This window comes from Cupriavidus sp. GW821-FHT07C08, from assembly GCF_059419025.1.
The window spans coordinates 19,403-43,976 of the sequence record NZ_JBWKQZ010000010.1; the positions used below are offsets into that span (position 1 = coordinate 19,403).

A 24,574-nucleotide genomic window follows, 5' to 3' on the forward strand; every position below is an offset into this window, starting at 1 on the left:
TAGCTCATCGCCTGGGTTTTCTAGGCCGCGGGAAAATATAAATGTGAGATGGTTCCCGAACAACTAGCACATAATGAGCTCCTTCGTTGTTGAGGGCCGGTGCTCCATATGCGTACCAGTAGACTGGGAGATGCTCTCGCATTGCCTCGGAAAGGCGCTCAATTGTCTGCGTCTCCATCCTATTTGCCGGGTTCTCTATATCGCATACCACGTGCACATGAAAAGGAACCGTCTCCTTGGAATCTCGTTTCGCCATCTCCTTGTCGGCGACCAGAAGGAGGCCGTTTCGAAACACCCCAACAGTTGCCTTTCCATAATAGATGTAAGCGTCGTTTGGGGGCGCAAAGTTGACCCTGCGAAAGGCCCGGTTGTAGTCCGAGGCTTGCTCATAGAGTCTCAGTGGAATGGTTGCGAGAATCTGGTAGACAGCCCGCGTACGGTCTTTGTCGTCACGTATAGATACGATTTTCGGAAGATTCTCGATAAGCCTCCTTGCTTTATCTCTTGCATCGATCAGGGTTTTCAGAAGTCCAGTCGTATATTGACGCGCAGCTGTGGCCGATGCTGCGCTCGCGCGTACCCGTCGTCTAATTTCTTCGGGTGATGCCAGCCCTGTGGGTTCATCACTTCGCGGGACGATTTCCTGACGTGCAGGTCGAATGGACACCAGCCGCTCGGGCATCTCGAGATTCAGTTCATTTTCGGATCGGGAAATTTGAACAATGCCGTATGCTGCGAGAGTCGAACCTCCATATGGACATGTTTGAGCATGATTTTGGACTTTTATCTTAAAATGCGGCGCAATTTTGAACGGCTCTGTCCGCCCTCCATCTGGATATATTGCGACTGGTGACAACGGAGTGTCGCAGAACGCGCATTGAAAATGTTCAAACCTTATGCCTTCAAGTTCGTAGACGTCTTTCACTGCGAAGGCGGTCCACTCTTCGCAATATTCATTTTTTGCTAATTCACCCATGTACTGCTGTCCGTTTTAGGTTAGTGTCGGTTCAGATTTTCTTACTGAAAGCCTATCTGTTGTTAACGGTAGACGTTTGGGAAAATTTCGTTCCGATCAACGGAGACGGGGCAGCCGCTCCTTCGCCGGGCACACTTGCATCTCGCGGGAAACGGTCTAGACTCCAGTCACGCGCCCTAGCGGCGCCTCAGCCGTTGCCCTCACAATCAGCACTAGACCTTGGCAACAGCCCCACACCGTGTATCTCCAGGGCGATGAACTTGCGACTCGCGAAATGGGGCAACAGTCTCGCTCTGCGTATCCCCGCGAACTATATTCGGCACCTTGGCCTCAAGGAAAGTGACCGAGTGGAGGTCACCTTGACTGCAGACGGCGGCATAAGCCTTCGTACCGCACGTTGGGACCGCACAGCCTTCGCGCAAGAGCTGGCGACAATGCGCGAGGCGATGCCTATGACCGAGTCTGTCGTGGAAGAACTGCGGCACGGAGCGCGCTATTGATGGCAATGCCTCTCCTCACGGCGACGAACGCGATTTGGGAGAGGTCCGAGCAGAGGTCGGTTCCACAGGCTTGGCAGCCTCATTTTGGCGAATCTCATTCCGGAAGTGCTCGTCCGGATGGTCGTAAAGTTCAGCGTCGACACCAGCTTGGCGAGGACACGGCGCGTCCTTGGACTGTTTGGCGCTTACAGCTAAGTATGCCTCCACGGCGGACGCTCGGATGCGCCTACGTCCGTCGTCAGTCACGACGACCTCACCTAGCTTACCTGCATCGCAAAGCATTGATACGTATGGCCGGCTCACTTCGAGCCGAGTTGCTACTTCTGCAATAGTCAGCAGCGCGTCTTCGGGCGGCTGCGTGGCGGAGTGGCAGGGCATCATTTTCTCCATTGCTTATCTGCAGTGTAGTGTCCGAAGACGTGGCTTAGGAGGGCGACCTCCAAGGGACCGCCAGCTGCATCTCAAGTAGCTTCGAGCCTTGCAGGCAACGGCTCCCATCACGTTTGTCCAACAGGGCACCCTGTCGGGATACACTCAACCTAACCACACTTCGGACTTGGCGGAAGTCCTGTGCCCTATCTCCGCGCGGCCTTGCATTTCCTTGCTAGCGGCCTACACTGCATTCACGCGTCCGAGCGACGCGCCAGCCGTTGCCGCCACAAGCAGAACTAGATCCTGGCAACAATTCTTCCCCTTGCTTGCAACCTACGCGACAGGCCGTCAATAGGCCGGCTAGTCGTTGCTCGTAGTAACGCCGACCACACCTGCGCCCGAGTCGGTGCTCGAGGCTTGGTCGCGCACCTTCTCTCTAGCGCCTGGCGTGCTAGTAGGGAAGCCTTTTGCATTGAAAAGGTTGTCGTCATGCCGATGAGGTCCGGAGCGGCCCCCCGCGCTAGCACGCGGCCGAGGGTATGGCTCGTGCGATGGCACGTAATGCGCACGAACCTGGGTACCAGGCATTTCGTTGGTCACAGCGTTGAGGACGATAAGGCTTACGTGAGCACGCCGATCGTGAAGTACCACGTTGCCAAACGTACCGGTGTTACGTCCAACGGTCGCCCTTACACGCTAGTTGGACCGCCTGGCTACGACGAGGAGGCCGAGTTTGTCTGGTGCCATTACATACGACTGTGGGGTGTCACCGATGTTGTCGATGTCAGTGCCGAGTACCTCCATAAGCAAGGCACAGGCTTCTCATGGAGCAAGCCCAGGGGCGGCAATGGGAGTACCGCACCACGTCCATACGACATACGACGGGGACGGTTGTGACAATGGACTATCACGCCTGGTGATGCCACTACTTTCGTAGGAGGCGGAATCACGGTGCGCATTGTCACCTTCGATTGAGGAGGATACGTTAATGGCTAGCATCCCATCAAGCTTGGAAACCATCACACTCGAACGATGGTTAGTCGTCGAGACAATCCAAAGGACGAGGCATCTGGTTGGCTATTGTGTGCAGACTCACCGAGGCATGGTGAGCTCGCCCGTCCTGTCATTCGACCGCCATACCTGTACAGGCATTACCTCTGGTGGCTTTAGGTACGTTCTATCTGGCGATCCAGCTACGGATGGCATGGACGAACTCGTTCGACCGTTCTCCGTATTCGACCCTAGCGTCCTAATGGCGTGGAACGTGAGCGACGAGTACCTACCACTTGAGATGCTAACGAGTCATGGAGACAGCGGTGCTTCGCATCACGATTGAACTGATTCCCGGCGGCCGTGAAGGTGCTCGCAGAACAATAGCGGTGGCTGAACTCGGCCGGATTCGTGGTAAGCGACTGGGCACATACCACATGACGCTGAACGAGGAGCCATTCGGCCAAGTAGGTCAGGCTGTTCTCAGCGATTATCCGAGGTACGCGGCCAGCATCTGGGATCTTGTCGCCAGAGGTATTGCCGTAGTCCTAACCGGGAAGGAGGAGCTGCCCAGCCGTCCGTCTGTCCCCGTAGTCCCTATCCATCATGTTGGCAAGGTGCCATATGTGCGTAAGGGCGAGATTCCGGAGCCAGCTCGCACGCTCTTTTGGCGCAATATGGAGAGCTCATCCAGGCCAATGGTTGAAAGCGATGCGGACCCGGAGAACTGTGCGTATCACTGGGACTGGGAAGATTTTCTTGATGGCAGGCGGTGAATCCATGGCAGGAGACTCATCATGCCAATCTGGCGGGCTACACCGGTACCTTTGCAACCAGAGGCCACGCTTATACGCTGGCGAGTATTCGAGACAGAACGGCGCGAACGCCATTTCGCTGGCCATTGCATTGAGAGCGGCCGTGGGCGAGTGAGTTCCGCCATCATCTCGTTTGATTTCAGCATGCGGGCAGGCGTCACTGTGAGCGGGCGCAAATACGTGTTGTCCGGAGGTCCAGGATATGACGATGAAGCTCTGTACGTTTGGCTGTCGTGGGCGGCCCGCAACTCTGTCGAGGAGGCCAAGGATGTGAGCGAAGAATATGCCGCATCGGTGCAATGAGCGCTAGGGCTATTTGTTCGTGTCACTCTTGCCGTCAGCTTCCATTGCAGAGCAACCAGTGGTCTGGCTTGAGCGGTGGCGCGTGTTGCAGGCAGATCTTGTGTTCAGGCACTTCGTTGGCTTCAGCATTGCAGACCAGGACGGCCGCGTCAGTACGCCCATTGTCTCGTTCAATTTAGGCAAGCGAACAGGTATCACCGCCAGTGGCCGCCGCTACATCTTAGTGGGCCCACCCGGCTTCGACGACGATGCGGAGTTCGTATGGGAATGCTACGCGGCGTTCTTTGGCTTCAAGGAGACGGTTGACGTCTCCCACGAGTACGTTGGGGCAGCCGACGAGGAAGCTTGAGTGCAGTATCGCGTCCCGTTGGAGTTTGGTACCAAATACTGTTGGCTGGAGGTTTCGGATGCTTCGAACACTACGCCGTGTCGGCGACGACCTGGTGCTGATGATTCCGCGCGAATTCGTCGAGAGAAACGGCTTAACAGATGGCTCCCGAGTGGAACTACATCTTGTTGGCAAACGGATGAGTGTTGCGGTGCCTCGCCGACCTCGCTATAGGGCAGAGGACTTGATGGCAGAAATGCCACAGGGCCTTCCGCGCACGGAGGAATGGGAGCAAATGCCGTCAGTCGGCGCGGAAAACGACACGGGCGGTACGGCGCCGGCCAGGAAAGGCCTCATGCGCTTCGCCGCGTCGCAGAAGAATATTGACCGCGTGGCGATGAGGCTTGGTTTGTGTGTTGCAGCTTTGGGCGCGATGGTGGCGATCCTGACGATTGCAGCAGCGATTGCGAAGTCTTAGCCGCCATTGCTCGGCGCGCCGAGAATCTGCCCTAGACTCGCGAACAGGCGCAATATCCCCGGCAGAGCCGCTTCTCGCCGACCCTGTCGCAGATTAGGCGCCATTTATCGGAGCATGTGATGCGAGTCGTGAGCCTGTTGCAGGCGAAGTCTTCGTTGTCCCGCCTGGTGGAAGCCATCGAGCAGGGACAAGAGTGTGAGATTGTCATTGCTCGCAATGGCCGCCCGGCGGCCAAGCTCGTGCCGATGGAGCGCGAAGACGCCGGGAAGCGTATCGGTGTTGCAAAAGGTCTGTTCGAGGTGCCAGAATCTATCGATGCGCACAACGAAGACGTGGCGCGGATGTTCACGGAGGGAAAGCGGCCTTGAATCTCTCTCGATACGCATGTCGCTCTCAGGGCATTTGCGGACAGTCTGGCGGGGAGGACCACCGTCTTTCACTCGCTCCCAAATACAAACCTTACCTGTCCATCGTGCTGCGTCCTTGCATCGTCCGTATACCGCAGGTAGGCCTGCTCTTCGTGGGACCAAATGAGTTGCCGCGCTATGCCGACGGTGAGCTCCCTGGCGTAGTCGGTGCCCTCGAAGCGAGCGAGTACGATATTGTCGTCAAGTACGTCTCCGCGCAACATTGCCTCAAGCGCGCTTGTGTCCAGGATGACGTCACGGCGGAGGAATTCCTCGTTTAGGTTCTTATGATTGCTCACCTGCAGAGACTGAAAGCCGTACAAGAGGGCAGAGGCTATTGTTTCAAATGCCGGAAGGGCCGAGCGGGAAACCCACTTCCAGCCTTGTACATATGCGCCGCTCTCTGAGGAAACTGATACGGCACACCCGTGGTCAAACTCGAGCTCGCCCTCACTGACTAGCGTTTCCTGGGCACAGGTCGCGTAGGCTTGCTCAAGCGGCGACTGTGTTTCGGAGAATATTGTGATGGCTCTTCCAACCTGAATCCCTTTATCGCGTGCTTTGCGTAGAAGTGTTTCTGCTTCGATTGCTGGCGCGATAGCAGCGAAGGCAGCCATGGTCACAGCTTCCGGAGTAACTTCCTCAACGGGCTGTCCGTCGGCTCGGCAAATTGAGAAAATGGCGGTCTTGACTTGGTCTTTGCTGACCTGTGTGCCGAGCGTTATGCTCAGGTGCGATGCAAATAGCTCAGCCTGTGCGTGCAGTAAGTTGAGGGCGTCTTGATGAGTGGTACGGTCCATGTAAGATTTCCTGAGGTACGGCGAAATAGCCGATGCAAACCTATAGAAATCTTTTTTATCCACGCGCACATCCGAAGAGGTTACGATGAAGCTGCGAATCCGGAAATGGCGAAATGGCCTGGCGCTACGTATTCCCATGGCATACGCTCGCAAGTTGGGCCTCAAGCAGGGAGACGAAGTGCGACTTCGCCTGACCGTGGATGGCGGCCTAACCATTCGCAGCGTGCAATGGGATCGAAACGCATTCGCGCAGGAACTGGCAGCAATGCGCGATGCGATGCCAATGAGCGAGTCGGTCCTGGAGGAGTTGCGGCACGGAGCTCGCTACTGATATATCAACGGCTGGCGATGCGGCTAGTCCGTTCCAGCTCTCGAGGTACCGAGGACTATCGGTCCCGACTACGCAAGAGCACGACCGCCTTATCCGGCTGCTGCAGCCTTGCCAGCAGAGAGGGCGTAGGTGAGAACATAACTTCTTGATTCTTAAGGATTGGCCGTTGAAAAACCAAAATCTCAAAACTAACGGCCAATGATGTTTGGCGCACATTTTGGGGCGGCCGGGAATACTGCTGGAGCGCTATGGCGACGGCGAGTTGCTCCGTCCCAGTCTGTCTCGGAGGGCCGCTAGATAAGCCTCATGATTGAACGTGGTCATATCAAAGCCACGGAGTTCGCTCCATTTCCGTCGCGCAGCCGGCCTGTGGTGGATTGCCGGCATGCACGGCAATCCGGCCGCAGTGAGCAGGCGTTCGAACTCTGCGGCATCTCTCGCTGCCAGTTCTGAGAGTTCAACTAGCGTTAGTTGCCCGGCTGCATTGCTTGCAGTCGTGGACCGTTGGAAGAGTTCGACCACAGCCTTGAAGATGTTGGTCACAGCCATCGCATGTACCACTGATGTTGTCGTCCAGTTCTCAGTCTAGGATGACAAGGTCGGCTGTGAGCCTTTGCAAGGCATAACGCGAGGAAACGGCATGCTGGCTGACGCCCCCGTAAAGTATAGTTTCGTCTCTATCGGACGGACGCGGTGCCGGCGCTCGCGACGTCTCAGTCTCCTCGGGGGGGCCTCAGGCTGGCTCCGCTCGATCGAAATAGTCGTCGTCGAGGTAGTCGCCGTAGTAAATCTCTCCGTTTTTCACTCCGAACCAGTCGAAACACTCACTGAATGTGGGCGTCAGCTCGACGTTATGGGACTCGTCAACGAGCTGGTCATCCTGGAGGTCACCCACGTCATCGTCGCCCCACTCGACAGCCTTATGCTCAGGCAAAGACAGGCCTGGTGGCTTCGAATCTTCCGTAAGCGTCTCCGCTATTGACGGTGTCGCCGTTGCTCTACGTCCTAAGCTATGGAAGTCGAACGCAAACGTGAAGAGAGTAATCTTGGACGGACCAATCAACAGAGCGTAAATGAGTCCAGTATTCATCGAGTCGTGCAGGGCGGCGTAGAAATATCTGAGAACATTAATATTGAGCCAGCTCGACGATTGCCGACCGTCGAAATTGGCGTTACAGAAGATGAAAGATCGGTCGTCACCGCGAGGGTCGTAGAGATGGACTCCATTCCAGCTCCTGATGGCATCCTGGTAGAGGTCCTCCTCCCGAACATATACGCACACTAGCCTGTCACCTCGGATGACGTCACCGAAGGCAGAAAAGACCTCTGGGTTATCTAAGCGGAGCATCATATAAGCGGTGGCTCGAGCGTCGGGGGTCAGAGTAGGGAGATGCTTACCAAGACAGAGAATATCGGCTCGAGCATCTGCTGGAAGGCAGGCAATTTCCATCTCGAGTTGACATGGCAAGGCGCCGTCCTGTTTCGTGGTCACAGTCGGCTCGCATGCGTCGCGAGAAGATTGGTGCGTATCATCATAGGTATTAGCGGTAATTTGGTTCATCTCGTTCAGCTAAGATAGGTCCATGAAGAGCCAGGATGTCCACGGGCAGAACAACGCTGGATGGCGTATGAACCCGGACTGCAATGGAGCCTGGGTCGTACGAGTTGTCTAGGCGAGAGTTTTATCCATGCAAAACGCCGGTTCTTCAGAGGGCGAAGCTTGGCTTGACGTCCTCCCCGCCCTAAAGGACGGAGATTCCTTCTGCAAGAGGGGCACGTCCGCCCCTGGCCTCTGACGAGGCCTTATTCACGGCGGCTTGACCGGCCGCTGCGGAAAAAGCTTCTTCCATTCTCGATAGGCCCATGCGCAGGATGTTTCTTGCAGCATTGACGTCTCGGTCGTGTCTTGTTTGGCACGCCGAACAGGTCCAGTCTCGCAGGCTTAATCCTGCGAGACCTAACGGACCGGTCCGCGACGTGCAGCAGGAACAGGTCTGAGTGGAATAGCGTTCATCGACTTCCTCGAACCACACGCCCGCGCTATCGCACTTGTACTGGAGCATGGTGCGGAACGCACTCCAGCCCGCATCCAACACAGATTTGGCCATGTTGGTCTGGGCGAGCGCGGAGGCGTTCACATTGCCGATGAAGATGGCACCGTACTGCCGTACGAGTGCCGAGGATTGCTTGTGCAGAAAGTCATTTCTGCAGTTTCTGACTTTGGCATGAAGTGCCGCGACCCGCTTCTTCTTGCGCGCCCGCTGAGCGTTACCGAGCGCCGCTTCATACCGACGATAGAACCGCTGGGCCTCCAGCACTTTTCCGTCGCTTGTTGCCGCGAAGTCCTTCAGCCCCAAGTCGATGCCGACCGACGCCCCCCCTTCCGAGCGCGCCGCGACTGGCACCTTGACGGTCACGTTCAGATACCAGCGCCCGCGTGCGTCCTCACTGAAGTTGCCCGCCCGTAGGTCGTAGCCCGACAAACCGTAGCTGTCCCACAGCGACAACCAGCGGCCGTTGAAGCGCACCTGGCCGTGCCCATACTTCAGCGCTCCGGTTTTAAACGGAACCCAACCCAGGCTACGGCGCGTGCCGCCGCTGGCGCGCCAACGCAGCTTGACCTTCTTGAATTGCTTTCGCCGGCGGCAATACTCCTGCCCGATCTCCTGCACCGTGTGACTATGCAGGGCCAGACCCGCCTTAGTCGCGCCGTCGGTGTACTTCTGCAACTCGTAGGCCCCGATAAAGCGCCGCTCACGCTCGAACACGCGCGTCGAGAGTTCATTGACGAAATTCCACACGAAGTTCACCTCCCGCGCCTGAGTACGAAGCCAGGCGGCGTGTTTGTCCTTGATGCGCAAGCGCAGGACACGAGTGACGGTCGAAGTATGAGAGGTGGCTAACATACCGAGTCTAAGACTCGGTTTTAGCCTTCCTACAACACACCCCTGCGCCGCTTACCCCGCCCTGAAGAGATGGGGCTTGCGCGACGGTTCTATTGGGTCAAAGATGTCGCTTCACGCGCAACGATCGGCGTATGGGAACGAGCGGCGTCTGAAATGGATCTGGTTGCTACACTACGCATGCAACCAGTTGCCACCTCCTACCTCGACGTCCACGACTTAGCGACACTCACGTGACGGTCGGCCGGCGGATGGGGTACAGCCTCCGGGCCCTGCCGCCGCCGGCCTATACTTAGGTGGTTGCTGGCTGAAGTTCTTGTCCAACTGAGCCGTTATTAACAGACAACGCGATTCATCGCGGTGTGCGACACACTTATCCCTCCCGGACGGCACTAGCAATCCATCAACTTGAGAAGGAGCAACATGACGAAAACCGAACTGATCGACGCCATCGCGGCTGGCGTGAACGGCCTTACGAAGACCAAGGCCGAGCAAGCGCTGAATGTGACGCTCCTGGCCATCATGGACGCCGTGGCCAAAGGTGATACTCTGAACTTGATCGGCTTCGGCAGCTTCAGTAAGGGCGAGCGCGCCGAGCGTATGGCGCGCAACCCTCAGACCGGCGAGGAGATTAAAGTTGAGGCGGCCAAGACCGTGAAGTTCAAAGCTGGCCAGAAGTTCAAGGACGCTGTCAATAGCTAAGCAGGCGAACTGATGCCTGATCCTTCTTAGAGCCTATCACACCACTTGCACAACGAAGTCGATCGTCGCGGTTTTCTCCACTAACGCGCGACGATCGTACGCGCCATCTGCAAACAGATGCTTCATGCTCGGCCGACGCTTCCTTAAGGCCGCCAAGACCGCCAACGCCCCGGTACTGTCGGCGATGTCCGCAGGCGTCAAGTTCACCACCAGCAGCTGTCCATTCGTATCCACGGCGATATACCGCTTGGGCTCGACGATCCTCTTTTCCGCGTCGTCGCCAAGCACATTTGCCACCGCTGATGCTTTCACGGATTGGCTATCCACCACGCTAGCCTGCTAGGTGGCGCTTCGCCTGCGACGCTGCCAGACAACGAATGGCTATCTCTTACCTTTGATTACTACCACGGGCCAGGAAGCATGTACTTATTTCATAAGACGGGAATTTTTCAGGCAATCGCTATTATCCGAACAGGCAGATTTATCCCTAAGTCCATGTACCCAAAAGATGCGGACAGCGGCCTAAACTGCTATGACTCGCGCAGCGAATACTGGCAAAACATTCACGAGGACACAGGTGCGACGGTCAGACTGAAGTGGGAAGGCGCGGCTCCCCTAGTGGTGGGCCCCAACGCACCACCACCTTATCCGCAAGCGGTTCTCCTCGATATGTATCGGTGGCGCATGTTCGTGCCAGCACCATTGACCGGAGTAATGCTGCTCAGAATTTCGCATGTTCGGTTTCATTCGGATGAAGTGGCGGAATTTCTTGAGGAGTCGAGTTCATTTTGGTGGGTTCCCGCCCCGATGCGGCGAGCTATACATCGCCGGAGGCGGCTCGAATTCTGGCGTGAACTTCGTCGCCTGTATCGGGCGCGCGACTGCTGGATATCCATAGAATAATGGAATAAGGGCGCAGGTCGACGGATTCATTTGAAAAAGCGATCCTAGAATTTCTTTCGATCAAATTGTAGGAATTTACTGAAATTAAATTCCGATTATCCCTAAATTATTAGCCCTTCACCTGTCTGATTCCTTGTCGTTATCTCAGAAAGAAGTCGCTGTCCGCGCCAGTGCCTGCGCGCGCAGGCGTTGTTAAGAAAGGAGGAGACGACAAGAAGGGTTCGCCATCGGGGCGGGCCCACGATAAGAAGGTGAGTGCATGGCCGATACTCCAATGCGACCCGTCCGCCGCAACGCCAAAAAGGCGTTGCTGATCGGCGGCGGCGCGCCGAACTCCACATTGATCGCAGGCGCCCTGATGGCGTTCCTCGACCAAGGCGTCGAATTTGACGTCATTTCCACCTCCGGTGCAGGGGCCTTGATGGGGCTGCTCTACATGGTGCCGCAGGGCGGCGACCGGCGCGGCGCACTGGAGCGCTGGGTCGAGGCCGGTGTGTCCGACGAGATCTACCAGTTTTTCCCCGTCAATTACAAGGTCTTCATGAAGCCGGGCAATGCCGCCGATGTGTACCGGCAGTCGCTGGCCGCTATGCCATTTACCCGGCCATTCTTCAATGCATTTGCGGATGACAGTCTCGGCGGCGTGCATGCCGACTGGCTGCGGCTGATGCTGGCCTGCTGGTCGCCCACCGCGCTGATGCCGCAGAGCCTGGGCCTGTGCGCGCCGCTGCCGTTTGCAGAGCAGGCGATCGACTTCGAGGCGCTACGCCAGCTCGAATCGCATTTCTATATCAACGCCTACAACGTCACCCAGTCTCGGATGGAAATCTGGGGCAAGGACGAGATCACGCCCGATCATATCCGTGCGGCCTTTGCCTTTCCGTTCATCTATCCGCCTTATCGCATAGGCGGTGACGACTATATCGAGGGTGCAGCCATCCAGCCTATCAATTTCGGCGCGTTGGTTTCGGACGGCGACGCCGGCCCAGGCCTGCACCGCGACGTCGACACGCTGGTGATTCTTGACATTCTTGGTTCCGAAAAGCTAATCCGCACACCGCGCAATCTCTACGACGCCTGGGTGCAATCGATCATCACCCCGCTCGTGGCGCTGTCGAAGCAGGACATCCGGCTGTTCGAGCTGGAGCACAACATTGACCATGCCACCGGCAAGCCTAGGCGGCACCTGCTCAAGGTTGACCTCATGGGCGGCATCGCACCCGAGCATTGGCCGGAGGTTACAGACTGGTCCGCCTCCAATCTCCGCAGGTTGTTCGACATCGGCTACCGTGCCGGCCTCGCGTTCTGCGACGAACATGCCGCGATATTGAACGCCGACGAGAGCGAAGTGCTACTGCTTCAAGAGGCCGCCTGAGCAGGTGGTCTGCACGGCGGGCGCGAGAGCGCCCGCTGTGTTACGTCTTTCATTCACCCTTGCAGACTTTTCAATGACCATTGTCAAACGCATCGTCCTGACACTCGTTCTAATTGCGCTGGTGCTTTCGGGCGTAAATGCCTTCGCACTCTGGCAGATCCGCCAGTCCCAGCAGCGCCTGCTTTACCTGCAATCGGCCATCCTGCCGAGCTTCAAGGACCTGGACGCTGCTAAGGGGGCGGTGGGCGACCTCCGCGTCTTTGGGTACCGTCACCTTGTCCTGACCGATTCACGTTTCAAGGCCGAGATGGACAAGGTGATCAACGGCGCGTTCACGCGTTTCGAAGAGGCCCTGCATCACTATGAGCAGTACGACATCAAGGATGACACCGACCGGAAGATGCTAGAGGCCGATCGCGCTGGCATGGCAGCCTACCGCGCAGCTGTAGTACCTTTTTACGCGGCGTCAAACGCCAACGACATGGAAGGCGCACGCCAAGTGCTGGAGCCCGGTGGCGCCCTTGACAAGGGGGCCAAGCAGTTGCGCAAGGCCATGAACGACCACGTTGATTACAACACCGCGCTGGCCAATACGAAGGTGAAGGAAAATACCGATGCCTATCATGATGCCATCGCTGCCGTGCTGGGCGGGTCGGCGCTGGCGCTTGTCATTGCGTTGCTGCTGGGCACCAAACTGTGCCGAGTGGTGCGACGCGGTCTGGAAGGCATTCGTACCACGCTGCAACAGGTGAACCAGTCGCTGGATCTGACGGTTCGCGCACCTGTGGAACGGATGGACGAAATCGGCCACACTGCCACGGCCTTCAACCAGCTGCTTGATCGCATCCTTGGCGCCATCGCGCTGGTGCGACAGTGCACGGAATCGGTCAGCACCGCCTCCCGCCAGATTGCCAGCGGCAACACCGATCTATCTTCGCGTACCGAGCAGCAGGCTGCCTCGCTCGAGGAAACGGCTTCGAGCATTAACGAACTGACGGCAACGGTGCAGCAGAATGCTGACAATGCCCGTCAGGCCAACACGTTGGCACTGAATGCCTCGGATGCTGCAGAGAAGGGCGAGGCTGTGGTGGAGCGCCTAGTGCAGACGATGGGCGGTGTCAATGAGGGTGCCGCCAAGATCGCCGAGATCACGAGCCTGATCGAGGGGGTTGCCTTCCAGACCAATATCTTGGCGCTGAACGCCGCGGTGGAAGCCGCCCGTGCCGGTGAACAGGGAAGGGGCTTCGCTGTGGTCGCTGGCGAGGTACGCAGCCTGGCGCAACGCTCGTCGGCGGCAGCCAAGGAAATCAAGGCTCTGATTGACGTATCGGTCACCGCAGTCAGGGAGGGCTCGAACCAGGCTGAGGAAGCGGGCAAGACCGTTGCCGAAGTCAGACAGGCTATCCGCCGCGTCAACGAACTGGTTGGCGAAATCGCGTCAGCCTCGGAAGAGCAAAGCCACGGCATAGCGCAGGTCAATGCAGCAATCAGCCAAATAGAAGGTGTCACCCAACAGAATGCCGCGCTGGTAGAAGAGGCGGCCGCAGCGTCGCAGTCCCTTGAGCAGCAGGCAGTGACATTGGACGAAGCCGCCTCCGCCTTCCGGGTGGGCACTATGCCAGGCACCCCGCTTGCACTGTATGCGCCACGGTCCGATTCTCAATTCTCGGCTCGCCGCTGAACTAAGCTGCCTTGCTCTCCTCGGGACTTCGCTCTCCAGCAAGGTCCACCGTCCGCCATACCGGTGCCACGAGGGAATGTGGTCAAGACGACGCCGACGCTGTCGATGATGAGAAAGGGCGGGTCTTTGGAGTACCAAAATGCATATCGAGATAAGGGCTGGAACCGAGGCGGACCTCACGTTGGTGAGCGGACTACTTCGGGAGGGGGCTCGGCAACGACATTTCGCCTCGTCAGTGGAGAAGGAAGCAACTTCCATATTACGTAGTGTGCTCACTAATGGTGGCGTGCGCATGTCGAAGCGTCGGGGAGGTTCGCGGGTTCCGCGTTTCGTAAAAGCGAAGTTAGTTGTGGCTATGTACGAAGGCGTGCCTGCTTCTTTCCTGCTTGTGTTGTTTGAAGAGCAGGGAATTGAGCTTCATCTCGCCGGCACCGCGAAAGCCTATCGGAGAAGAGGTCTTTTTCGTGCTTTGGTGCAGCACGAGCTATTGCACTCCTTACCGGAATTTCGTATTTACGCACGTTGCTATAGGAAGTCCACGTGGGCGGTAAATGCACTGAAAGGTCTAGGCTTCGCGCTATCCCAAGATGGCGACCCGCAGGAATTTACCTTCGACAGGCGCGAGACCTCCCTGCCTGAAGCTAATCCCGCCGAGGAGAAGAGGGATATTTGGGACCCGCTTCGTCGGTGGGTTATGCGATTGTTAGCCTAATGTGCGGCGACTTGCCGTCAGTGAATTTTTGGCGAGCCAGCCCTTTTTGAGGAAGATCGGAAGCAGATGATTCCCGATTCGCATTTTCTTGCAGCGCAGCGCAAGCATCTAAACGGCGAATGGGCTGAGGCAGAGACCCTATACCGTGAAGTAGTCCAGAGCGGCCGGAATGTTGCACAAGCACGACACTACTTGGGCTTTCTGCTGCTACAGATGGGCAGGCTGGAAGATGCACGAGAGCAGTTGCGCCAAGCCATTGCGTTGGAATGTGGGCACGCAGAGTGGCACTTCAATCTGGGTATCGTGCATTCCAGGTTGGGTGAGTTGGCGGAAGCTGTCGAGGCTCATACTTGCGCGGTGGTACTCGACCCAGAGAAATACTTCTTCTGGACCAATCTAGGCGCTGCACAGGATGCATGTGGGGATGCCGTCAACGCAGAGGATAGCTTCAACCGAGCAATATTGATTGAGCCAAGCTGCCCGGACGCATATTTCCTAATGTCGGCGTTGCTGCTGAAGGAGAAGCGGTTCGCTGAGGGGCGGAGGTTCAATTGCCTGGGGATTGTGTCGGCACCGGCTCAGTGCACATCGCGAATTGTCCTGAGCCAGGCTTACCACGAGCTAGGTCGACCAGCCGAGGCCATCGATGTACTGCTGCAGTGGGAGAGGGAAGAACCGGACGATCCGATTCCGACACACTTGCTGACAGCACACCAGGCCGAAGCGGGAAAGCCCCCTGAGCAATGTCCTGCGGGATATGTCGAGCGGACGTTCGATGACTTCGCCGGGCGATTCGACGATGTCCTTGCATACCTGGAATACGCCGGGCCGCAGTTGGTCGGGAACTGGCTTGCGGCACAGGATCTGGCGCCGGCCAGTCAATGTATCCTCGACCTTGGTTGTGGCACTGGCTTGATAGGCGAGTTATTGAAGTCCCGCGCGGCTCGGCTGGTTGGGGTTGACCTATCTGAGGCCATGCTGCAAAAGGCGCGGGAGAAGCATTGCTATGACGAAGTGCACCGGGCTGACATGGAGGCGTTTCTTGAAGGGCAGCACGAACGCTTCGACTTGGTTGCTTGCATGGATGTGCTGGTTTACAAAGGTCGGCTGGATGATTTGATGGTTCTCATTAGACAATCGTTAAAGCCAGGTGGGTTGCTGATGTTTAGCACGGAAAAGCTAGCATCGGCGCGCGACGGACGCTTCCGGCTAAACGTGAGCGGCCGCTATCGCCACTGCGAGGATTACCTACGTGCAGTACTAGACGGCGCCGGATTCGCAATTGAGTTGATTCAGGATGTGGTAATCCGCAACGAATCTGGATGTCCGGTGGTTGGTCAATTCGTATGTGCGCGACGGACGGAGTGAGGTGTTCATGATCACTTTCGTGCAAAGAGCATCGCCAGGCCGACGCCGGAAGGCGTGCTGTGGGATACCAATCCGGCCTCTTCTGCGCTTGACGCACCGAACGGGGCCCGCTCTCGGGCACCGATAGGCGTCAGCTTCGTGGGAGCTGTTCGTGCCTCGCAGTAGAATGTTTGCGTGGAATAAGCTCCGGCGATCGCAGCTTGCAAGATCTTTCTCTGGCTCACACCATATCATGGACGCTAACTAGCGCGATTGGATAAAACTCATCCCTATTCTCACCAGAATGACCTACGCCTGTTTTTAACTATGTCCATTGTGGACTTCGCAGGCGTTATCACTTCGGGAGAATAAGGATGGAGGATTTTTACGTTGAACCGGGAATCAAGCCACTAGTCGACACGATGAACGCTACTGGTAGGCTGAAAACAATCGGCTCCTGCGAAGGACACAGAACTATTTTAGGGGTGAGACCTACGTACGTTTACTTCAAAGGGGACCTTTCATTTGCCGAGCAATTCGGCGCAGAGTTATTCGGATATGGTCTAATCGAGGGGAAGCTTAATTATGAGTGGAGATTTATTGGGTTATTTCATCCAAAGTTGGGAATGTGCCTCCACTTATGTATGTCTTCAAAATGGTTCCGTAGACGCAGAGTTGCGGAAGATATCCAACTTCTTAGTGACCTTGTGAGCGATCTCGCCAAGTGAGTGGTTAGGACTGGAAGTCGAAATACACCAGGTGGGGCGGGGAACCGCTCCACTCGCTGGCATGAGCCCGCAAGAAGCCAATGCCACACCGCGTCCGCAATTTGAAATCGCAAAACAATAGCGCCATCACGTTCGGTGCCTTCGTGTACCTCTATCACCAGAATGGTGAGTGAGCACGCGCATTTTGGTTTGCATTCGTTCCGTTCGTCGTATAGGCGACTAGACGTCTCGACGCCGTTGGTCGAAGAGGAATGGCTTCTTCCCCGAAGAAGTACTGTCGTCCTTGCGGCCAGATGTCCTTTTTTGTAGGCGCTCGCCTACAGACTTCAGTGGGGTGTTCGGATTGCCCATCGAGCCGTTAATCGAGCAGGGAGTTCCGTCGCGGCAGCTAATGGAGTGAGGGTTGACGGTGCGGCGGAAAAATCACGGACAAGACGAGGTCAGTAAGGTAGGACATGTCTGAAAAATTTAAAGAATGCATTGATTGCGGAAACCAACTAAGTTACATGGCCGAAATGTGTGGGAACACAAAATGTAACTCATCAGACCCGTTTGGTAAGAAAAGACGAGCCAAAAAGATAAACAGGATTATTGGACTACTTCTGGTTATCGGAGCTTGCGCTGTCTTCTACTACAAGATCGGAAACCCTATTGACATTATCAGGGATCCTGCGAGGCTTCTTCGAGTTCAGTAAATGAAGGAAGCCAATCAAATCGATTGGCTTTATCCTCATTGTGCTCCGGCGTGGGTGCGCTCTTATGGAGCATTTTAAGTTTTTCGCTCACATGTACGGCTGTAGCCGACCAGTCCATTTCTGCGTTGAAGGCACGTATTGGCTCTGGAGCAGGCGGAGCGCACGGGCCCCTCGGGCCAGAGGCGTGCCAAAGGCGCGACGACCGGATGCCATTCTCCGTATGTGACGCATGATGCACTATAAGCCATCTCGTACACTATATGTAGTGGTTGACACAAACAAAGTTACTACATATAGTTTCCGCAGCAGAGTGCTAACCCGAAAACAAGCTACCACCCCTTCTTGAACAAGGAGCATCCCTTGGCAGACATGCATAAAGTCATCTTCTACCCGGTAGGCAATGGGGATACTACGCAGATCGTCCTTTCCCACGGACGCCGCGTTTTGTTCGATTTCTGTCATCGCGGCAATGCAGAAGATGCGGACACTCCGGCAATCGACCTTAAGACTCGTCTCAAGGATGAACTCAAGGCGGCCGATCGGGATTATTTCGACGTAGTTGCGTTCACCCATGCTGACTTGGACCATATCCAGGGCAGCACCGAATTCTTCGAGCTTCAGCACGCCAAGAAGTATCACGGCGAGGGCCGAATCAAGATTCGAGAGCTTTGGGTGCCTGCCGCCATGCTGCTGGAGGAGGCCGACAACGATCACCAGAAAGAAGAGTTTGTATTGCTGCGGCAGGAAGCGCGGCACCGCTTGCTCGAAGGCAAGGACATTCTGGTGTTCTCGAGGCCCCAGGAGTTGATGGACTGGCTGGAGCCTCGACTGAAGGAACGAGGAGAAGCAGCTACGGCGCGCGATCACCTTTTCATCGATGCCGGCACCTTGGTTCCTGGATTCACGCTTGCCAATGATGGCGTCGAGTTCTTCTGCCATTCGCCTTTCATCAAGCACTGCGACGACGGGGACATCATCCGTAACCAGGCCTCGCTGGTGTTTAACGTGCGTTTCCGAGCAGACGGCGGGCATTACGACTTCCTCCAAGTTGGCGATGCCACGTGGGAGGAAATGGAGGACATCGTTCGCACTACGAAGTACCATAAGAACGAAGATCGCCTTGCCTGGAATCTCTACAACATTCCGCACCATTGCAGCTATCTGGCTCTCAACGAGGAAGGCCAGAAAGGTGACAAGGAGACCGAACCGAAGCCGCTGGTCAAAGAGCTGCTGTTGCATGGGAAGCGCGACGCCTACATCGTCAGTAGTAGCAAGCCCATTGCTGACGTCAAGAAATCCTACGAAGACAAGCAGCCGCCGCACATCCAGGCTCGCAACACTTACGAGCGCTATCTGAAAGAAGTCGGCGGACGCAAGTTTCTGGTGACCATGGAAGAGCCAAACGCAAACAAGCCCGAGCCGATCGTCTTCGAGATCGCGAGCGGCGGTGTCACGTGGAAGCGCTCGGCATCTATCGGTGCACCGGCCATCATCAGTTCGACGCCGCCGCGCGCCGGCTAACGAGTAGGATGATGACTGAGGCGTACCACGAACTCGCGAACGTCGTAGAAGTTAAGGACGCTAGCGGGCTGACCATTCCGCGCGCGAAAGAGCTGCTTGATGCGGTTCGCCGTCAGCGCGACTATTCGCTCGTCCAGATTCTCCGTCATCCCGAAGACGGCAACCCCACGCTTGAATGCCTCGTCGTTGAGGTCGAGTGCGATGACGTTCCGCCAGAGAGCCCGGTTGGCATCCAGTATCGTGAGCGCTTGGCACTATTTGTGCCGGCTGACGCCAACGAGCTGATCGAGGTTCTTGCATTGCGACAGGACTTCCCCGTCCTGGTGCACCAGAACCAAGGGGTACCAGGCGCGCCAGCAAGTCTTTGCCTCTACTTTGAGCCGCGTGCAGCAGTGATGCGCACCTGGACACCTCAAGCATTTCTCCGTCGCATCCAGTGGTGGCTGGAAAAAAGTGCCCGCGGAGAACTGCATCCGGCAGACCAGCCGGTCGAGCACCTGTTCTTCGCAAGCAAGTACGAACTTGTCCTCCCGTGGCATCTGGATAAGTTGCAGCAGAATCCCGAGCAACGGTTCGTCGTCGTTCGCCAACAAGAACGTCCAGACGAGGGATTCACTTGCTTCCTGGTGCCAGCTGCTCAAAACATCTCGCAGACCAAGACGGCCAAGCATATTGAACTGGTCCTGCCGCCCATCGTTCACGGTTTTGTCGAGCGCGATCCGGCAACGCTGGGGGAGTTGGCTGATCTGCTGGCGCGGCGCGACGCAGATGTCATTGGCCCCTTGCGGGCGGCTCTCCAGGCGGGTATCGGTCAAGCAGGGGTTGCCGCTGCGAGTAATGACGCGGGAGCCGTCATTCTCCTGCATATTCCGATCAGTCGCGCGGCCGACGCCGAGCCGGATCGGATGATTCACCGAGCGTTCTTCGTACCAGTCGGTACGCTCGAACTCGGTGCCGCCTGTGGTGCGCTGTTTTTACATGAGGGCCGGTACTATAAGGACTTGCTGAACCAGCAGCCCTCTGCAGCATGGCGTGACCAACCCGTGCTACCGATGGAAGTGCTCAAGCACAACGACGGCGCGGCAGCACGGCGTCAGTCTGGTATCACGGAGGCAGGGCCAGCGGGTGTATTGATTGGTGCCGGCTCCCTCGGCAGCGCACTGCTGAACCTTTGGGGCCGCAGTGGCTGGGGACGTTGGACCACTATCGACAAGGATCACGTCAAGCCGCACAACCTCTCCCGGCATGTAGCCTATGCACAGCACATCGGTGAACCCAAGGCTACGGTCGCCGCCAAGCTGCACGCCGCAGTGATGCAAGGCGCCACTGAGATTGCCTCCATCGTGGCTGATGCGTGCGACTTCGGACAGGAGCCTGTTACGCAGGCACTCACTGCCGCCACCTTAGTCATCGACGCCTCAACCACCCTTGAATATCCTAGGGCGACTAGTGCCGTCGACACGTTGCCACGGCATTTCTCAGTTTTCGTCACGCCCAATGGCAATGGAGCAGTGCTGCTTGCGGAAGATGTAGGGCGGTCCCAGCGGCTCCGCACATTAGAAGCGCAGTATTACCGTGCTCTGATCGAGAAGGACTGGGGGCAAATTCATCTCGCGGGCCATACGGGCACGTTCTGGAGTGGCGCAAGTTGTCGCGACATTTCGCTCATAATGCCGTATTCGCGTGTGATGCTCCATGCGAGCACACTGGCTGAACAGGTCCAAGCCGCCGCAAGGTGCGAGGACGCTCTAATTCGCGTTTGGCAGCGCGAGCCGGCGCGCGGAGGCATGGAAGTACACGACGTACCAGTGATGGCAGAACAACGCTTCGGATTCGATGGACTCAATCTATACATCGACGAGGGCGTGCTGGAGCGGTTGCGCCAATTGCGCCAGCAAGGATTCCCCAACGAAACCGGTGGGGTACTGCTTGGCTATTATGATTTCAATATCAAGGCCGTAGTCGTTGTCACGGGGCTTCCCCCTCCCCCAGACAGCAAGGCCACCCCAACCTCTTTCGAGCGCGGCATAGAAGGGCTCGCAGAGGCCGTCAACGAAGTCTCCGCACGAACAGCCGGAATGGTGCGCTATATCGGCGAATGGCACAGCCACCCGCCCGGGCATTCCGCGTCGCCAAGTCGGGATGATTTGGTACAGCTTGCTTACCTAGCACTCGGCATGGCAGACGACGGGCTACCCGCCGTCCAGCTCATCGTTGGCGAGAAGGATGTTCAAGTCTTGCAAGGGGCTGCACGCTGATATGCCTTGCGAAATTCAATTTCAGGCCGATGATGTCGATCACTTCACCGTCAATACCGAGTATCTCGAATGAGAGACACCAAAGACTACAGCAGTAAAACGCTCAAGGGCCGGAATCTGGGATGGTTGGTGGCGACACTTATCCTGGATTGCCTTGTTCTTCTGGTCTGGGCCTTTCACACGGCAGTGGAGGAATTGACGCCGACCCGATTAGCGGTGATTCGCGGCAGCCTGACCACACTGCTCCCGATTCCAGCCTTGATCCTTTCATTGCTAATTTCCGCTGACGTCAAGGCCATACTTGTCTTCTGGCGCATCAAGTATCCGCTCCCAGGCTGTCGGGCCTTTTCCGTCTACGCGCCAGCAGACCATCGAATCGACTTGGCGAAGCTGAAGAAGCATGTTGGTCAGTTTCCCCTTGACGAGCGAGACCAAAACGCAAAGTGGTACGGTCTCTACAAGCAGGTCGACTCGGATCCATCAGTCGCAGATAGTCATAAGAACTACCTTCTGTTCCGCGACATGGCAGCAATGTCCTTGCTCCTCGCCTTGGCAGTCCCTACAGCAATGTACTTCAGTAGCATAGACAAGTCGTCCGCTCGGATATCAGCGGGATGGTTTCTAGGGCAGTATCTAGTTGCCATGCTTGCCGCCAGGAACACGGGGATACGTTTCGTACAAAATGTCCTTGCTGTGCATGCATCCAGAAAAATCAGCAGCACTAGAACCGCGAAAAGCACCTCGCCGGCAACCTGAGTGCGGGACGAGTTTGGGACGGGATCGAATTGACGTCCTGTCCGCCCTAAAGGACGGAGATTCCTTCTGCAAGAGGGGCACGTCCGCCCCCGGCTTCTGACGAAGCCTCATTCACAGCGGCTTTACCGGCCGCTGTGGCAAATGCCTGTTCCATGCTAAACAGTCCCGTACGCAGGATATTCTTCGCTGCGTTGACGTCGCGCTGGTGTGAGGCATCACACACCGGGCAGGTCCACTCTCGTATACCGAGAGCCTGCTGACCGGTGGGGTCTGTTCGGGATTCGCAGCACGAACAGGTCTGCGTGGAATAGCGTTCATCGACCTCCTCGAACCACACGCCCGCGCTATCGCATTTGTACTGGAGCATGGTGCGGAACGCGCTCCAGCCTGCGTCCAACACGGATTTGGCCATGTTGGTCTGGGCGAGCGCAGAGGCGTTCACGTTGCCGATGAAGATTGCGCCGTACCGCCGTACGATCGCCGTGGACTGCTTGTGCAGAAAGTCATTTCTGCAATTCCTGACTTTGGCGTGAAGGGCCGCGACGCGCTTCTTCTTGCGCGCCCGCTGAGCTTTGCCGGTCGCCGCTTCATACCGACGGTAGAACCGCTGGGCCTCCAGCACCTGTCCGTCGCTCGTCGCGGCGAAGTCCTTCAGCCCCAAGTCGATGCCGACTGACGCGCGGCCTTCCGAGCGGGCAGCGACTGGCACTTTGACGGTCACGTTCAGGTACCAGCGCCCGCGCGCGTCTTCACTGAAGTTGCCGGCCCGCAAGTCGTATCGCGACAAACCGTAGCTGTCCCAGAGGGACAACCATTGGCCGTTGAAGCGCACCTGGCCGTGTCCATACTTTAGCGCCCCGGTCTTGAACGGAACCCAGCCCAGGCTGCGGCGAGCGCCGCCGCTGGCGCGCCAACGCAGCTTGACCTTCTTGAATTGCTTTCGGCGACGACAGTACTCCTGCCCAACCTCCTGAACTGTGTGACTATGCAAGGCCAGACCCGCCTTGGTCGCTCCGTCGGTGTACTTCTGCAACTCGTAGGCCCCGATAAACCGCCGCTCGCGCTCGAATACGCGTCCCGATAGCTCATTGATAAAATTCCACACGAAATTCACCTCCCGCGCCTGAGCACGAAGCCAGGCGGCGTGCTTGTCCTTGATGCGCAGGCGCAGGACGCGAGTAACGGTCGGAGTATGAGAGGTGGCTAACATACCGAGTCTAGGACTCGGTTTTAGCCTTCCCGATAGCGGACCCTGCGCCGCTTACCCCGCCCTGAAGAGACGGGGCTTGCGCGGCGGTCCTATAGGGCGGACCGGTCATAGGAGAAGCCGTACGCACGTCTGGCCGCCGGCGGTGGCAAGGCGATGGCATACAAGGCCGAACTCTCTCGCACTTTAGCCATCCTCGGGCACCTATTCAAGGAGCGTGCGAACTGCTCAAGGAGCGGCGTAAGAACCTGACTCAGGCGTTGGCGCGCAAGAAAAAACAGATCACCACGCGGCGAGAGCATCTGGCACCGGTGGTGGCACACTAGCCTCTGGAGTACAGAGCTAAAAATCCTAGCTATACGTTTTGCACAAAGAGGTTCCCCATCCTGGAGGGCCAAGCTGGCATAACGCTAGGAATTCTTGCTAATGAAATATATCACACTCGGAATTGTTGGTTCAATCGCTGCACTGCTTGTCGCTGGGTGCATATTCCTGCCAGTTGCGTTCACGGCGAGACTGATTTTTGTTTTGGGGTGCTCTTTGCTCCGATTTTGCATAGATATCCCGTGAGAAAGAATGCAATGGAAAATAGGAGAGCCAATAATATCGTCCCGTACCCCATCCTTATGTCACCAGATTTACTTTTGCTGTCTGAAATTAGGTAGAACGCAATCGTTAGGAGCGTTCCTCCAACGCTGCTTCCAAACAAATAAATGGTTCTAGGAAATTCTTCGTATGCAGACGATAGAATCTCGTCGAAGAATTTCAGCCCGGTCCTATCCTTGATGAAGCTCAAAATACCAATCATTATAAAAATGGAGAGCAAATTGACCAACAGTTCGCGTAGCGACAAATCGTTAATGCGCTCCTCTAGAATTCGGCGAAGCATATCCTCGTTCGTAAGGAAACTACTAATCAAGAGGGCGATAAGTGCGAAGGTTAGCAATTGAACTGTGTAGATGGCGAGTTCAGTGTAAAATACCTTATTTCTTGCGCTTTTAGATGGTTGTGCCATAAGTTTCCTCGGTGCGGTATGTAGGTGGCCGGAAGCGGGGGGGCAGGTGCCATAAAGAACGGCGACTGAGCCGCCTTTTTTTAAGGGAAAATCAACCTGCGGGGTCGCAAAGGACCTATGAGGCCAGATAGCGTGAGTGCGCAAGCAGCGACAGACATTGCAGCGCCATCACTGGTGGCCTGTTAGGGGAAAGGGCGTCATGCACATTCGGTCGCCTAAAGGCGCTAACGATCGGAATTCACATGGGCCGAAGTTTTGCCTTTGGCTTCGCTGGCTCGCCCTGGTGCGGTTCACGGACGTTCTAAAAACAACTAATGGGCGGCTGATTACATCCTTATAATTCCATCGCTTGGTGACGTTCTTGAAAGATTGCGCGAGTGGCCGAGCAGTCGCGTCATAATTAATTGGGTTGGACGCCCTCAGCCCAACATGACGTGCGCTTTCGTATGGTGCGGGCAAATATATTTGAAG

At 56.6% G+C, this 24,574-nt stretch carries 22 protein-coding genes and 1 pseudogene; 15 read left to right on the forward strand and 8 right to left on the reverse strand.

The features are described from left to right. Positions 1-4: 4 nt before the first annotated feature. Positions 5-976 carry a hypothetical protein gene (locus tag AC07UK_RS14945; RefSeq protein ID WP_494687399.1) on the reverse strand — a complete coding sequence of 324 codons (972 nt, stop codon included), beginning with the start codon at positions 974-976 and terminating at the stop codon, positions 5-7. A 254-nt stretch (positions 977-1,230) separates the two neighbouring features. Between AC07UK_RS14945 and AC07UK_RS14950 the strand changes: the two genes are divergently transcribed. Next, positions 1,231-1,476 carry an AbrB/MazE/SpoVT family DNA-binding domain-containing protein gene (locus tag AC07UK_RS14950; protein WP_494687398.1) on the forward strand — a complete coding sequence of 82 codons (246 nt, stop codon included), beginning with the start codon at positions 1,231-1,233 and terminating at the stop codon, positions 1,474-1,476. Positions 1,477-1,491: 15 nt separating this feature from the next. Here the strand turns inward: AC07UK_RS14950 and AC07UK_RS14955 are convergent, their stop codons facing one another. After that, the gene (locus AC07UK_RS14955; RefSeq protein ID WP_494693877.1) at positions 1,492-1,866 is read right to left on the reverse strand and encodes a helix-turn-helix domain-containing protein; all 375 of its coding nucleotides are present in this window, start codon (positions 1,864-1,866) and stop codon (positions 1,492-1,494) included. Between the two features lie 1,298 nt (positions 1,867-3,164). Here AC07UK_RS14955 and AC07UK_RS14960 point away from each other — a divergent pair. The 5 genes from AC07UK_RS14960 to AC07UK_RS14980 all read left to right on the forward strand — a co-directional run bounded on the left by AC07UK_RS14960 (position 3,165) and on the right by AC07UK_RS14980 (position 5,130). Continuing rightward, positions 3,165-3,614, forward strand: a complete 450-nt coding sequence (locus AC07UK_RS14960) for a hypothetical protein (RefSeq protein WP_494687397.1) — start codon at positions 3,165-3,167, stop codon at positions 3,612-3,614. A 21-nt stretch (positions 3,615-3,635) separates the two neighbouring features. Next, the gene (locus AC07UK_RS14965; protein ID WP_494687396.1) at positions 3,636-3,956 is read left to right on the forward strand and encodes a hypothetical protein; all 321 of its coding nucleotides are present in this window, start codon (positions 3,636-3,638) and stop codon (positions 3,954-3,956) included. 58 nt (positions 3,957-4,014) lie between these two features. Next, on the forward strand, positions 4,015-4,305 hold the full coding sequence (locus AC07UK_RS14970) for a hypothetical protein (protein ID WP_494687395.1): 291 nt from the start codon (positions 4,015-4,017) through the stop codon (positions 4,303-4,305). 58 nt (positions 4,306-4,363) lie between these two features. Beyond that, on the forward strand, positions 4,364-4,762 hold the full coding sequence (locus AC07UK_RS14975; RefSeq protein WP_494687394.1) for an AbrB/MazE/SpoVT family DNA-binding domain-containing protein: 399 nt from the start codon (positions 4,364-4,366) through the stop codon (positions 4,760-4,762). Between the two features lie 119 nt (positions 4,763-4,881). Next, positions 4,882-5,130: a type II toxin-antitoxin system Phd/YefM family antitoxin gene (locus AC07UK_RS14980; RefSeq protein WP_494687393.1), complete on the forward strand. Its 249-nt coding sequence runs from the start codon at positions 4,882-4,884 to the stop codon at positions 5,128-5,130. A 68-nt stretch (positions 5,131-5,198) separates the two neighbouring features. Here AC07UK_RS14980 and AC07UK_RS14985 read toward each other — a convergent pair whose 3' ends face one another. After that, positions 5,199-5,969 carry a hypothetical protein gene (locus AC07UK_RS14985; RefSeq protein WP_494687392.1) on the reverse strand — a complete coding sequence of 257 codons (771 nt, stop codon included), beginning with the start codon at positions 5,967-5,969 and terminating at the stop codon, positions 5,199-5,201. A gap of 85 nt (positions 5,970-6,054) precedes the next feature. Between AC07UK_RS14985 and AC07UK_RS14990 the strand changes: the two genes are divergently transcribed. After that, the gene (locus tag AC07UK_RS14990) at positions 6,055-6,300 is read left to right on the forward strand and encodes an AbrB/MazE/SpoVT family DNA-binding domain-containing protein (RefSeq protein ID WP_494687391.1); all 246 of its coding nucleotides are present in this window, start codon (positions 6,055-6,057) and stop codon (positions 6,298-6,300) included. A 733-nt stretch (positions 6,301-7,033) separates the two neighbouring features. Here the strand turns inward: AC07UK_RS14990 and AC07UK_RS14995 are convergent. Beyond that, positions 7,034-7,861: a hypothetical protein gene (locus tag AC07UK_RS14995; protein WP_494687390.1), complete on the reverse strand. Its 828-nt coding sequence runs from the start codon at positions 7,859-7,861 to the stop codon at positions 7,034-7,036. A gap of 181 nt (positions 7,862-8,042) precedes the next feature. Beyond that, positions 8,043-9,206, reverse strand: coding sequence for an RNA-guided endonuclease InsQ/TnpB family protein (locus AC07UK_RS15000; protein WP_494687389.1), 1,164 nt, complete (start codon positions 9,204-9,206; stop codon positions 8,043-8,045). A 420-nt stretch (positions 9,207-9,626) separates the two neighbouring features. Here AC07UK_RS15000 and AC07UK_RS15005 point away from each other — a divergent pair, with 420 nt between their 5' ends. After that, on the forward strand, positions 9,627-9,905 hold the full coding sequence (locus AC07UK_RS15005) for an HU family DNA-binding protein (RefSeq protein ID WP_494687388.1): 279 nt from the start codon (positions 9,627-9,629) through the stop codon (positions 9,903-9,905). Positions 9,906-9,944: 39 nt separating this feature from the next. On the opposite strand, the pseudogene AC07UK_RS15010 reads toward AC07UK_RS15005, so the two are convergent. Then, a pseudogene (locus AC07UK_RS15010) lies at positions 9,945-10,241 on the reverse strand (transposase); the annotation flags it as partial. 826 nt (positions 10,242-11,067) lie between these two features. Between AC07UK_RS15010 and AC07UK_RS15015 the strand changes: the two are divergent. From AC07UK_RS15015 to AC07UK_RS15045, 7 genes are all read left to right on the forward strand, one after another. Continuing rightward, entirely contained in the window at positions 11,068-12,183 is a 1,116-nt protein-coding gene (locus AC07UK_RS15015) for a patatin-like phospholipase family protein (RefSeq protein ID WP_494687387.1), read from the forward strand. A gap of 73 nt (positions 12,184-12,256) precedes the next feature. Next, a complete protein-coding gene (locus AC07UK_RS15020) occupies positions 12,257-13,864 on the forward strand; it encodes a methyl-accepting chemotaxis protein (protein WP_494687386.1) in 1,608 nt (535 codons plus the stop codon). Between the two features lie 139 nt (positions 13,865-14,003). Further along, positions 14,004-14,576: a hypothetical protein gene (locus AC07UK_RS15025; RefSeq protein WP_494687385.1), complete on the forward strand. Its 573-nt coding sequence runs from the start codon at positions 14,004-14,006 to the stop codon at positions 14,574-14,576. Positions 14,577-14,642: 66 nt separating this feature from the next. After that, entirely contained in the window at positions 14,643-15,944 is a 1,302-nt protein-coding gene (locus AC07UK_RS15030; protein ID WP_494687384.1) for a methyltransferase domain-containing protein, read from the forward strand. A 1,771-nt stretch (positions 15,945-17,715) separates the two neighbouring features. Then, positions 17,716-18,867 (forward strand): anti-phage 6A-MBL system MBL-fold protein, encoded by a 1,152-nt coding sequence (gene mblB, locus AC07UK_RS15035; protein ID WP_494687383.1) that lies wholly within the window; start codon positions 17,716-17,718, stop codon positions 18,865-18,867. Next, complete coding sequence (gene cap2-3, locus AC07UK_RS15040; protein WP_494687382.1) at positions 18,801-21,125, forward strand: anti-phage 6A-MBL system cap2_3 protein; 2,325 nt, start codon at positions 18,801-18,803, stop codon at positions 21,123-21,125. Before mblB ends, cap2-3 begins: the two co-directional genes overlap by 67 nt. 69 nt (positions 21,126-21,194) lie before the next feature. Beyond that, positions 21,195-21,881, forward strand: coding sequence for a hypothetical protein (locus AC07UK_RS15045; protein WP_494687381.1), 687 nt, complete (start codon positions 21,195-21,197; stop codon positions 21,879-21,881). A 46-nt stretch (positions 21,882-21,927) separates the two neighbouring features. Here AC07UK_RS15045 and AC07UK_RS15050 read toward each other — a convergent pair whose 3' ends face one another. After that, positions 21,928-23,091, reverse strand: a complete 1,164-nt coding sequence (locus tag AC07UK_RS15050) for an RNA-guided endonuclease InsQ/TnpB family protein (protein WP_494687380.1) — start codon at positions 23,089-23,091, stop codon at positions 21,928-21,930. 502 nt (positions 23,092-23,593) lie between these two features. Next, the gene (locus AC07UK_RS15055) at positions 23,594-24,103 is read right to left on the reverse strand and encodes a hypothetical protein (RefSeq protein WP_494687379.1); all 510 of its coding nucleotides are present in this window, start codon (positions 24,101-24,103) and stop codon (positions 23,594-23,596) included. Between the last annotated feature and the right edge of the window lie 471 nt (positions 24,104-24,574).